The organism is Intrasporangium sp. (assembly GCF_030452765.1).
In the GTDB taxonomy this organism is placed as follows: Bacteria; Actinomycetota; Actinomycetes; order Actinomycetales; family Dermatophilaceae; genus Intrasporangium_A.
In genome coordinates this window covers 1-12271 of sequence record NZ_JAKDLO010000141.1, presented here as the reverse complement: position 1 = coordinate 12271, position 12271 = coordinate 1, and the positions used below count along the sequence as shown (strand labels likewise).

The 12271-nt window shown below is 72.9% G+C and carries 7 protein-coding genes; 6 read left to right on the top strand and 1 reads right to left on the bottom strand.

Annotated elements, in window-relative coordinates:
- The first annotated feature begins 115 nt into the window (after nucleotides 1-115).
- Entirely contained in the window at nucleotides 116-3283 is a 3168-nt protein-coding gene (locus tag L0H79_RS16075) for an ATP-dependent helicase (RefSeq protein WP_301485645.1), read from the top strand.
- Nucleotides 3280-6555 (top strand): ATP-dependent DNA helicase, encoded by a 3276-nt coding sequence (locus L0H79_RS16070; RefSeq protein ID WP_301485644.1) that lies wholly within the window; start codon nucleotides 3280-3282, stop codon nucleotides 6553-6555. The genes L0H79_RS16075 and L0H79_RS16070 overlap by 4 nt, the downstream gene beginning before the upstream one ends.
- A 21-nt stretch (nucleotides 6556-6576) precedes the next feature.
- Here the strand turns inward: L0H79_RS16070 and L0H79_RS16065 are convergent, their stop codons facing one another.
- Nucleotides 6577-8076, bottom strand: a complete 1500-nt coding sequence (locus L0H79_RS16065; RefSeq protein WP_301485643.1) for a phosphotransferase — start codon at nucleotides 8074-8076, stop codon at nucleotides 6577-6579.
- A 40-nt stretch (nucleotides 8077-8116) separates the two neighbouring features.
- On the opposite strand from L0H79_RS16065, the gene nudC reads away from it, so the two are divergent.
- From nudC to L0H79_RS16045, 4 genes are all read left to right on the top strand, one after another.
- On the top strand, nucleotides 8117-9040 hold the full coding sequence (gene nudC / locus L0H79_RS16060) for an NAD(+) diphosphatase (protein WP_301485642.1): 924 nt from the start codon (nucleotides 8117-8119) through the stop codon (nucleotides 9038-9040).
- A gap of 86 nt (nucleotides 9041-9126) precedes the next feature.
- Nucleotides 9127-11292, top strand: coding sequence for an ATP-dependent DNA helicase UvrD2 (locus L0H79_RS16055; RefSeq protein WP_301485641.1), 2166 nt, complete (start codon nucleotides 9127-9129; stop codon nucleotides 11290-11292).
- Nucleotides 11293-11429: 137 nt separating this feature from the next.
- Nucleotides 11430-11675: a hypothetical protein gene (locus L0H79_RS16050; protein ID WP_301485640.1), complete on the top strand. Its 246-nt coding sequence runs from the start codon at nucleotides 11430-11432 to the stop codon at nucleotides 11673-11675.
- Nucleotides 11676-11934: 259 nt separating this feature from the next.
- On the top strand, nucleotides 11935-12222 hold the full coding sequence (locus L0H79_RS16045) for a WhiB family transcriptional regulator (protein WP_301485646.1): 288 nt from the start codon (nucleotides 11935-11937) through the stop codon (nucleotides 12220-12222).
- Nucleotides 12223-12271: the final 49 nt, after the last annotated feature.

Below are 12271 nucleotides of genomic sequence, written 5' to 3'. Positions count from 1 at the left end.
CCGATGCCGGGTACCCGGGTGACCATCCGGGAGGCCAGGGCGGTCCTGGTCAACCGGTAGCCCGCGGACCGGTCGCCGAGGACCGTTGTCGGCAGCGCATGATGGAATCCTTCTCGTGCTCATCCTTCGTCGTGCCGCAGCTCCCGCCGCGCCGTCGATCCGGCTCGACGACAGCCAGCGTGCCGTGCTCGAGTCGTCGGCCCGGGTGCTGCGGGTCCTCGGCGGTCCGGGCACCGGCAAGACCACTCTCGCCGTCGAGCTCATCGCCCGGCAGGTGGCGACGGGGGAGCGGGCCGACCGCTGCCTCGTCCTCACCTCGAGCCGGCAAGCCGCTGCGGCGCTCCGCGAGCGGGTGACCGCCCGGCTCGACGGCACCAGCACCCAGTCCCTGGCGAGGACGTGGCAAGCCTTCGGCTTCGCGCTGCTCCGGTCGGAGGCGGCCTTGCGCGGCGACCCCGCACCTCGCCTGCTGACCGGCCCCGAGCAGGACGTCGTGCTGCGCGACCTGCTGGCCGGCCACGCGGCCGGTGACGCCCCCGGCCCGGAGTGGCCCGAGAAGCTCCGGCCGGCACTGGGCACGCGAGGGTTTCGTGGCGAGCTGCGCGACCTGCTCATGCGCACCGTCGAGCACGGTCTGGGACCCGACGACCTGCTGGCCCTCGGCAAGGAGCACGACCGGCCCGAATGGGTCGCCGCAGCCCAGGTGCTCCGCGAGTACGACCAGGTCACCGCCTTCTCGCGGTACGGCGCCTACGACCCGGCCTGGATCCTCACGGCCGCGGCCGACCAGCTGGAGCAGGACGGGCCTGCCCTCGACCGGCTCCGCGACGCGGTGTCGCTCGTCGTGGTCGACGACGCCCAGGAGGTCACCTCCGCCGCGGCGCGGCTGCTGCGGATCGTGGCCACGGCCGGTCCGAGGATCGTGCTGCTCGGTGACCCCGATGCCGCGGTCCAGACCTTCCGCGGGGCCGACCCCCGGTTCCTCGGTCAGGGGTGGACCGTCCTGGGCCGCGAGTCCGAGCAGGACAGCCACGTGCTCGCAGTCTCCTACCGCATCCCGGCCGAGCTGCGCGAGAGCATCGAGCGGGTCGTGCGGCGCATCGGCGCCCTCGGCGGTGGGGCGCAGCGGGAGTGGCGCGCGATGCGAACCGGCGGGCTCCTCGAGGTGGCGCTGCTGCGCTCGGCAGCCCAGGAGGCGTCCCACATCTCCGGCATCCTGCGCCGGGCGCACCTCGTCGACGCAGTGCCGTGGGACCAGATGGCGGTCATCGTGCGGGGTTCCGCGCGGGCTGGCCTGCTGCGACGGCTGCTGGCCACGGCGGGGGTTCCGCTCGCGACCGCGACGGCTGAGACACCCGTGCGCGACGAGATGACGGTCCGCCCGCTCCTGGCGATCCTGAGGACGGCACTGCAATCCGCGCGCTCCACGCACCACGGGCAGGCCTACGCACCCGACCCCAGGGTTGCGGCCGATCTCGTGACCTCGCCGATCGGCGGCGCCGACGCCGTCGCCTTGCGTCGACTCCGACGACTCCTGCGCCGCGAGGAGCTGGAGGCGGGTGGGGGACGGTCGAGCGACGAGCTGCTCGCCGAGCTGCTCCTCGATCCGGCTCGGGCCAGAGCGCTCGGTGACCTCGCTGCGCCGGCAGCCCGGGTCGCGGCCGCGATCGACGCCGGCGCCCGGGCGGCGCGGGTCGCCGACTCCGGGCGCTGGGAGCCCGGGGTGACGGCAGAGACCGTGCTCTGGGAGGTCTGGTCGGCGGCCGGGCTGGCTGAGCCCTGGCGTCGCGCGGCTCTCGCAGGTGGTGCAGGCGGGGCTCGGGCCGACCGTTACCTCGATGCGGTGCTCGGTCTGTTCGATGCCGCGGCCGCGTTCGTCGACCGGCTCCCGCAGGCCGGGCCCGCTGCGTTCCTCGAGCATGTCGAGGGTCAGGACGTCCCGGGCGACACGTTGCTCGCACGGGCACAGAGCGGTCCGACGGTGCAGCTGCTCACCCCCCAGGGCGCAGCCGGACGGCAGTGGCGCATCGTCGTCGTCGCCGGTGTCCAGGAGGGAGTCTGGCCCGACCTGCGCCTCCGCGGCTCGGTCCTCGGGTCGGAGGAGCTCGTCGACGTCGTAGCAGACCGTCCGCGCAGCTTCCGGGCAGCCCAGGCCGCCGTCCGCTACGACGAGACGAGGCTGCTTCACATCGCCCTGAGCCGCGCGACGGAACGGCTGATCGTGACCGCGGTGGGCAACGAGGACGAGCAGCCTTCGGTCTATCTCGACCTCATCGACCCGCCGCGGGTGGACGGGCTCGACACGGAGGTTCGCCGGCATGCCGACCCACCTCGCCCGATGACCCTGGCCGGGCTCGTCGGGCAGCTGCGCCGAGAGGTGGCCAACCTCGATCCGCTCGTGGCGCGGCCCGCGGCCGAGCTGCTCGCGCATGCGGCGAGGGCAGGTGTGGCCGGAGCCGACCCGATCAGCTGGTGGGCCTTGCACGACCTCACCGACGACCGGCCGGTCCGGGCGGAGAGCAAGGTGGTACGCGTGTCCCCGTCGAAGGTCGAGCGCTTCCACCAGTGTGGGCTCTCGTGGTTCCTCGGTGCCGTCGGTGGAAGTGGCCCGGCAAAGGGCGCCCAGCTCGTCGGCACCCTCGTGCACGACATCGTCGCCGACCATCCCGAAGCCGGCCGAGCGAGCCTCGATGCCGAGCTCGACCGCCGATGGGGCCGGCTCGGCCTTCCCCCCGGGTGGCTCACCGACCGGGCACGGCAGGAGGCGCACGACATGGTGGGCCGGTTCACCGTGTATCGGGACGAGGCCGGACACGAGGGGTGGCAGCCGGTCGGTGTCGAGACCGACTTCACGGTGCGGATCGGGCGAGCGGGCCTCGCCGGCCGCGTCGACCGGATCGAGCAGGACCGCGACGGGCGGCTGCGGATCGTCGACCTCAAGACCGGGCGGAGCAAGCCGACCGAGGCCGAGCTCGCCGAGCACGGCCAGCTCGGCGCCTATCAGGCTGCGGTCGAGGCAGGAGCCTTCACCGAGCTCGGCACCAGGTCAGGTGGGGCGGCGCTCGTACAGCTCGGCAAGGCCGGCCGGACCGGTGGTCGCCCCGCTGTCCAGCGCCAGCCACCGGTCGGCGAGGCGGACGACCCCCAGTGGGCCCGGCGGCTGGTCGAGCAGACTGCGACAGGGATGGGCGCCGCCACCTTCCGAGCCGTCCAGGGCCGTTGGTGCCAGGTGTGCCCGGTCAGGGGCTCCTGCCCGGTGCAGCCCGAGGGGGAGTCACTGTGAAGCACTCGGCGGCCGAGATCGCCGCGGCGTTGGAGCTGCCGCAGCCCACCTCGGAGCAGCAGGCGGTCATCGAGGCCGGGCCCGAGCCGCTGCTCGTCGTCGCCGGAGCCGGGTCCGGCAAGACCGAGACGATGGCGGCTCGTGTCGTCTGGCTCGTCGCGAACGGTCACGTCGAGCCCGACCAGGTCCTCGGCCTGACGTTCACGCGCAAGGCCGCCGCCGAGCTGTCCGCCCGGGTCACCGGCCGGCTGCGAACCCTGGGCCGCACCCGGCTGTGGACCCCTCCCGTCGACGACTGCACCGGTGCCGAGGTCCTCGGTGGGACCCCCACCGTCTCGACCTATCACGCCTACGCCGGTCGGCTCGTGCGCGAACACGCGCTGCGCCTCGGCATCGAGCCGGAGTACCGGCTCCTCACCGAGGCCGGGGCCTGGCAGCTCGCGGCTGAGGCCGTCGAGCGCTACGACGGCGCGATGGACGGCGTCGGCAAGGCCGCCTCGACGATCATCGAGGCGGTCATGGGGCTCGCCGGCGAGATGGCCGAACACCTGCTCGGCCCTGCCGCCGTGGCGCGCTACCTCGACGAGGTCATCACCCACCTCGACGAGCTACCCGACGGTGAGGGCAAGGGCTCGCTCACGCCCGCGCGGGAGGTGCTCGGGGTCCTGCGCGAACGGCGCGCCGTCCTGCCGATCGTCACGCGCTATCTCGCCCTCAAGCGGGAGGGGGACGCTCTCGACTTCGCGGACCAGATGGCGCTCGCAGCGTGTCTCCTCGAGGCCGCCCCCGACGTGGGCCGCATCGAACGCCAGCGCTTCCGAGCGGTGCTGCTCGACGAGTTCCAGGACACCTCCGAGGCTCAGCTCGCGCTCCTGCGCGCCTTGTTCCACGACGGCGACGACCCGGTGGCGCTGACTGCCGTCGGTGACCCGAACCAGTCGATCTACGGCTGGCGTGGCGCGAGCGCGACGACCCTCGCCCGCTTCCCGGCCGAGTTCGCAGGCGATGACGGGCCGGCCGCGGTGCTGCCCCTGTCGACAAGCTGGCGCAACGACCTGCTCATCCTCGATGCGGCCAACGTCACCTCGGGCCCGCTGCGCACCGCGCACGTGCGACCCCTCTCGCCGCGGCCGGGTGCCGGGGTGGGCACCGTCACGGTGGCCCGGCTGACCTCCCTCGAGGACGAGGCGGCGCATGCAGCACGCTGGGTGGCGGCCCGGTGGCGCACACCGAGCGGTCGCCGCACCGGCCGCTCCGCCGCCGTCCTGTGCCGGCGCCGCGCGCACTTCCCGGTCGTCATCGACGCCCTCCGCCACGAGGGCCTGCCGGTCGAGGTCGTGGGTCTCGGGGGACTGCTCATGACCCCTGAGGTCGGGGATCTCGTCGCCGTCCTGTCCGTCGTCGCGGACCCGAGTCGGGGCGACCAACTGATGCGGCTGCTCACCGGACCGGTCGCCCGGCTGGGCCCGGCCGACCTCGATGCGCTGTGGTCCTGGGCCGGTGAGCTTCGTGGCATCGGCCGCGACCGTGGCAGTGACCTGTCCCCCGACAGCGCCGACGAGGCGACTCTCGTCGAGGCGCTCGACAGCCTGCCGGCACCGCAGTGGCGATCGCGGGCCGGGGCTCGGCTCGGCGTGACCGCTCGCACCCGCCTCACCGGCCTGGGAGACATCGTGCGTGCGCTGCGCAGGCTGACGACGCTTCCGCTCGTCGACCTGGTCGGGGAGGCTGAGCGAGCGCTCGGCCTCGACGTCGAGGTGTTGTCCCGGCCCGAGCACACCGCAGCGACCGCCCGCGCCCACCTCGACGCGTTCGCCGATGTCGCCGCGCGCTTCGCCATGACCTCCGATCGGCCCACCCTGGTCGGCTTCCTCGCCTGGCTCGAGGCGGCCCGGTCCCAGGAGCGGGGCCTCGAGCTCGGCCATGTCGAGTCCGACCGAGACGCCGTCCAGGTGTTGACCGTGCACGCCGCCAAGGGCCTCGAGTGGGACGTCGTCGCGGTGCCCGCCCTCGTCGAGTCCGTCTTCCCGTCCCACAGCGCCATATCGGTGACGTATGCCGACAGGTGCTGGCGGCTGAAGGGCAGGCCATCCGACAAGGGCTGGCTCACCGGCCTCGACGGGGTGCCCTACGAGCTGCGCGGTGACCGGGACGGCCTGCCCGTGCTCGACTGGCGTGCCATGCTCGACCGCAAGAGCTTCGGCAAGGTCATCGCCGACTTCGCCGCCGCCGGGGGCCGGCACGCGGTGGCCGAGGAGCGGCGCCTCGCCTACGTCGCGTTCACGCGGGCGCGCACCGACCTGCTCCTGTCGAGCCATTTCTGGTCGTCCCGCAAGACGATCAACGTCGAGTCTCGATTCCTCACGGAGATCATCCAGGCCATCGGTGACGACCTCGACCTCAGCGACTGGGCGGCGGCACCCGACCCCGCGACGAACGCCAAGGGCGAGCCCGTCTCCCCCGACAACCCGTTGCTCGCAGAGCCGGTCTCGGCGCTCTGGCCGCACGACCCCATGGCGCAGCGTCGGGTGGCCCTGACCGACGCGGTCGCGCACATCATCGACCTGGTAGGCGCCGAGGGCCCCCTCCCGCCCGTGCACGATGCTCGGTTCGACGACCTGCGTCTGCTGCTGGCCGAGCAGGCTGCCCGCCGGCATCGGGGCCCGAGCATCGTCGACGTCCCGCGTCACCTGTCCGCATCTGCCGTCGTCGCCCTGGCCCGCGACCCCGAGGCGTTCGCCATGCACCTACGGCGACCCATGCCCGCGCCCCCCGCAATCGCCGCCAGGCAAGGCACCGCCTTTCACGCCTGGCTCGAGGAGCACTACGCGAGGGCCGCCATGGTCGACCTGCTCGACCTGCCGGGCAGTGCCGACGAGGGGGCCGACAACCAGGGTGACCTGCGCCGGATGAAGGAGCTGTTTCTCGCGAGCGAGTGGGCCGAGCGCATCCCCGAGGAGATCGAGCTGCCGATCGAGACGGTCATCGACGGCATCGCCGTCCGGGGCCGGATCGACGCGGTCTTCCCCCGCGACGACGGCGGCTGGACCGTCGTCGACTGGAAGACCGGCACCCCACCCACGGGGCAGGAGGCTCGGGTCCGGGCGCTCCAGCTCGCGGCCTATGTGGTGGCCTTCGCCCGGCTGCACGGTGTGTTACCGGAGTTCGTCGACGGGGCCTTCTACTACGCCTCCCGCGGCGTCACGGTCCGCCCCGAGGTTCCGGACGAGGCGCAGCTCGCCGCACTGCTTGCGACCATCGCCCCAGGGTAGTGGCCCATCGCCGACGAACCCTCAGGTCTGGTTCCCGACATTCCGTGGCCCGCGCTGCCCCAAGGGGACGAATTCGGAGGCGCCCTCGTGCCGGTCGTCGACCGGATCCCCATCCCCTTCCGCCTGCACCAGGGAGACCCCGTCCGCCGGTGGAGCGGTCTCGGTGGGTGACACCACCGCCGGTGGCGCGTCCGTCCGCGACCCCATCGCGAGTGGCTCGTCGGTGGGCGGCGCGTCAGCCTCCGACGCCTCGGTGGCCGCCTCGAACTCGGCGTCGTCGGCCGAACCCAGCGGTATGACGCCGTGCTCGGCCTCGACCGGACCATTCGCCGGGGTGAACGGCTGGGTCGCCTCGTCGAACCCGGCGTTGTCGACCGGACCGTTCGCCGGGGTGAACGGCTGGGTCGCCTCGTCCTCGGGGTGACGGTTCCCTGCCCGAACCGCAGCCTCGGCTCCGTGCTCGGCCTCGGCCCCATCGCTGGGGCCCTCCCTTGCCGCGGTCGTGGCGGGCACCGAGACGGCGGCCACCTGTGCTTGAGTGCGCTCGCGCCGGGCCGCCCGCTCGGCCTCGATCCGACGGGCCTTCGCATGCTCCTCGGCCTCACGGGTCCGCCTGTCGAGCTTCCGCAGCTGTGCCGAGACCTGCTCGACAAGCCTGGTCTCGGTCGCCGAGAGGGCGGCCAGGAGTCGGTGCACCAGCGACATCTCGGCAGCGAGCCGGGCCCGGGCCATCAGGTTGGCGTCCGGTCGCTCGATGCGTGACTGAGTGTATGCCTCGAGGACCGTGTCCAGTGCTGCCGGGTGGGCGCGGCGGACGAGCTCGGCGAGGTCGTCCGCGGGGTCGGCCACCCTGGCCTGCTCCCAGCCGATGACGCCGCGCACACGACCGCTGCCTGCGTCGTCCGGGTCGTCGAAGCTGGCCAGCACGTGCGAGCCGGTGTAGGCGCCGTGGACGGGAGTCGGCGCGAACCGCCACAGGGAGATGTCCTCCAGCCGGTACTCCCACCTCGAGAGCAGCCCGGAGGGGACGTGCCCGGACGCCGAGGCCCGGTCGAGCTCCGAGAGCATCCGCCTCCGATGGGACTCGGCGTCGTAGCTCGGCCGGCCTGCCTCCTCGAAGACGGCCAGCTCGATGTTGTGGATGTGGGCGAGGGTGCGCCCCACTCCAGCCGCCAGCGGCACCCCGGGCGGCAGCGCCGCGAAGCGGAGCGGCTGCCCCGGCACACGAGCGTGGACGACCGCCCGGCCGGCGCGGCCGACCGACACACCACGGATCACCGGCAGGGCGATCTCGAGCCGATGCGCCAGCAGCGACATGAGGCCGCCCACGTCCTCGAGCAAGGTGTCGGCTGCCGCCGTGCGACCTGCCCGAGCGACCCACCGGCGGTCCTGCGAGTCGGTGACGAACGCGACCTCGTAGAGGTCGCCGAGCCCGACCGGAACCCCCGTGACGGAGACCGGGTCGAGCCCAGGGACGGCCGAGCTCGCGAGAGCGGCGAGACGCAGGGCACTCCGGGACACCCCCCCACCGTAGGCGGAGGAGGGAACCTAGGGTGGGAGGGTGAGCACGACGCACGCGATTCTCGAGGACCTCGCCCTCGCGACCGGGGTCCTGGACCGGTCGGGCCACGAGCGGCGTGACCCGCGGCTGCTCGATGCCCTGCTGACCGACCCGGCAACACGGGTCGTCGAGATCCGCGGCGAGAAGGCCGCGGTCGACGTCGCGGACGGTCGGGGTTCGTTGCGGCTGCGCGCCCCCCAGTCCGGTGATCGCACCGTGCTCGCCGCGGCGCTGGGCCGCGGGCCGGACGGGCGAGCCTACGTCGCCGTGCTGCCGCTCACCACGTCCGAAGAGCTCGACGGGTCCTGGCTGACCCTGCGCAGGGCGGGAGACCTGCTCGACCGGCTCGACGCGGGGCTCTTCACAACCGCTCTGGCCCTCGCGAACTGGCACGGCACCCACGGCCGATGCTCGCTGTGCGGCAGCCGGACCGAGCCCATCGAGGCAGGCTGGGTGCGTCACTGCCCGAAGGACGGCAGTGAGCATTACCCCCGCACCGACCCGGCCGTCATCATGTCGGTCATCGACCCGGACGACAGGATCCTGCTCGGGCGCTCACCACGGTGGCCGGAGGGCCGCTTCTCGGTGCTGGCAGGCTTCGTCGAGCCAGGCGAGTCCTTCGAGCAGGCGGTCGCGCGCGAGGTCGCCGAGGAGGTGGGCATCGCCGTCGACGACGTCACCTACCTGGGCAACCAGCCGTGGCCGTTCCCGTCATCGGTCATGGTCGGCTTCGCCGCTCGCACGGCGCAGGTCGACCTGACCCTCGACCCCGTGGAGATGGCCGAAGCACGCTGGATGACCCGAGACGAGTACCGGCAACTCCTGCGCAGTCACGAGATCCGCACGCCGGTCGGCATCTCGATCGCGAAACGGATGATCGAGCACTGGCTCGGCGAGTCGGTCGAGTCCGCCGCACGGGGCTAGCCCCAGGGTCGGCCGAGCCACGTGTCGGCACGGCCTTCCCACCCGGGTGGGAGGATGACGGGGGACCGCGAGACGCAAGGAGGGTCATGTCGGGGACGAACCCAGCGGCATACCCGCTCCTGACGGCCGACGCGGTCCTGGCGGGCCTCGACCCCGAGCAGCGTCAGGTCGCGACGGCACCCCCCGGTCCCGTGTGCGTGCTCGCCGGGGCGGGCACGGGCAAGACGCGGGCCATCACGCACCGGATCGCGTATGCCGTCCACTCCGGGCTGCACCAGCCGCAACGGGTGCTCGCGGTGACCTTCACCGCCCGCGCGGCGGGCGAGATGCGCACCCGCCTGCGCGGGCTCGGCGTGCGGGGGGTGCAGGCCCGCACCTTCCACGCGGCCGCCCTTCGCCAGCTGCACTACTTCTGGCCCCAAGCCGTCGGTGGCGCCGCCCCGGAGGTGCTCGCCCAGAAGGCGCCGGCGGTGGCCGAGGCCGTGAGCCGGCTGCGGATGCGCTTCGACCGCACGGCCATCCGCGACCTGTCGGCCGAGATCGAATGGGCCAAGGTCAGCCTGCTCACTGCCGAGAGCTACCCCGACGCGGCCAGGGCCGCGCGACGCAAGCCGCCGGGGGTCGACGTCACCGGTATGGCGCGGGTCCTCGACGCCTATGAGGAGGTCAAGCACCGTCGCGGCGTCATCGACTTCGAGGACGTGCTGCTGCTCACGGTCGGCATCCTGGCCGACCGTGACGACATCGCGAGGGCCGTGCGCGACCAGTACCGGCACTTCGTCGTCGACGAGTACCAGGACGTCAACGCGCTCCAGCAGCGGCTCCTGGACCTCTGGCTGGGGGAGCGCTGCGACGTGTGCGTCGTCGGGGACCCGGCGCAGACGATCTACTCGTTCACCGGCGCCAGCCCCCGGTACCTGCTCGGCTTCCGTCGGCGCTTCCCCGACGCCACGATGGTCCGGCTGGTGCGCAACTACCGTTCGTCGCCCGAGATCGTCGACCTGGCCAACCGCATCGTGTCGAGTGGGCCTCAGGCGGCCCGCGATGGGGCCGTCCAGCTCCGCGCCCAAGCGGATCCCGGTCCTCGCCCGCTCCTGACGAGTCACCCCGACGACCCGTCGGAGGCGGCGGCCGTCGCGGCCCGGGCCAAGGCGCTGATCGACGAGGGCACCCTCGCCGGCCAGATCGCCGTCCTCTTTCGCATCAACGCACAGTCCGAGGCCATCGAGCACGCCCTCGCCGACCAGGGGGTGCCCTACCTCGTCCGGGGCGGGGAGCGGTTCTTCGCCCGCAAGGAGGTCCGCGACGCCATCCTCCTGCTGCGCGGGGCGGCCCGTGGCGACGACGGGGACAAGCCCCTGGGCCACCTGACCCGTGACGTCATGACCGGGGCCGGCTGGACACCTGAGCCGCCGAGCGGCTCCGGGGCCGTGCGCGAGCGGTGGGAGTCACTCAGGGCGCTCGCCCAGCTCGCCGACGACCTGCTCGAGACGGTCCCGGAGGCTCGGCTTCCCGAGCTCGTGGCGGAGCTGGACCGGCGGGCCGCCGAACAGCACGCCCCCGCCGTACAGGGGGTGACGCTCGCGAGCCTGCACGCTGCCAAGGGCCTCGAATGGGACGTCGTCTTCATCGTCGGGTGTTCCGACGGGCTGATCCCGATCTCGATGGCCGAGGGTCTCGACGACATCGAGGAGGAACGCCGGCTGCTCTATGTCGGTCTGACGCGGGCGCGCCGGCGACTGGAGCTGTCCTTCGCCGGGTCTCGTGCTCCCGGAGGGCGCGCGACCCGGCGGCCTTCGCGCTTTCTCGCGGCGGGTTCGGATGTCCTCGGTGAGCAGGCCCAGGTCGGCGCCGGCAGCCGGGGCGCTTCGCGGCGCGCCACCAAGGCCGCCGAACGGGCTCAGTGCCGCTCTTGCGGCGCCCAGCTCGGAACCGCGGCCGAGCGCAAGACCGGCCGGTGTGCCGACTGCCCGCCGACCTACGACGAGGCCACCTTCGACCGGCTCCGTGAGTGGCGCCTGGCCGTCGCGCGTGCGGCGAGCGTGCCCGCCTACGTCGTCTTCACCGATGCGACGCTCACCGCGATCGCCGAGCGTGAGCCCGGCACCGAGGCCGAGCTGTCCGCGATCAGCGGCGTGGGCGCTCGGAAGCTCGCCGCGTATGGTGCCGACGTGCTCGCTCTCGTCGCGGGTGGCGCCGTCGAGTCCGTCGTCGAAACCCCTTCTCCCACAAGAGATTCAACCCGATCTTGAAGATCGCCGAAAAAGGTCCGACAGAATCCGGTAAATGGGTTGTTGCCTGGCAGGTCGACCGCGTACGCTTTTTGGGTAACAGCCCAGCGGCTCAGGTGGTCGGCTGGGGCCCGCGAGGTCGGAAGGAGGTTGGCCTGATGAACACGATGATCACCGCGATGAACGCAGTGCCCTGTGGCGTTGTCGCGCGTCCACGTCCGGTCGGCCAGATCCTCCTCGCGACCACGGCCGTCACGCTCCAGGGGACCGTTGTGCCCTTCGCCGCCCTCGGCACGCCCATCGTCGTCGTGGACGCCCGGGCTTTCGAGGGCAGCTCTGTCGACGCCCCGACCTACAAGACCACCGATGTCGTTCGCTCCCACCTCGGGAGGCCACCGGTCTGACCTCAGGCCCAGCGCCTCATCTCCAGGCCGCGAACCCGACATCACCGGGTCCGCGGCCTTTGTGTATTCCGCACCCTGTGCCGCTCCACCCATCATCACCGCCAGCGCCGTACCCGGCGCCCGACAGATAGGGGACACCACCATGACTCCCCGGATGACGAGCAGGACCGAGACCCGCCCCGGAGCGGGACTCTCGCAGCACGACCCGAACGAACCGGTGCGCCACATCCCGGGCGCAGTCGAGATGGAGGTGAACGCGATGCCGCTGAGCGACACGATCGACCTCGGCACTCGGGCCGAGGCCCACGGCGCAACCATTCCCTGCCGCGACTACGACGCGGAGCTGTGGTTCGCCGAGCGGCCCGAGGACGTCGAGCACGCCAAGACGCTGTGCGGGCTCTGCCCAGCCCGGGCCCAGTGCCTCGCCGGCGCTCTCGAGCGCCAGGAGCCATGGGGCGTCTGGGGCGGCCAGCTCATCGTCCAGGGGGCGATCGTCGCCCGAAAACGACCGAGGGGGCGCCCCCGAAAGCATCCGGTCGCTGCATGAGCGCCGACCGACGCGAGGACCCGACCGAGCGCCGGCGAGGGAGGCCCGC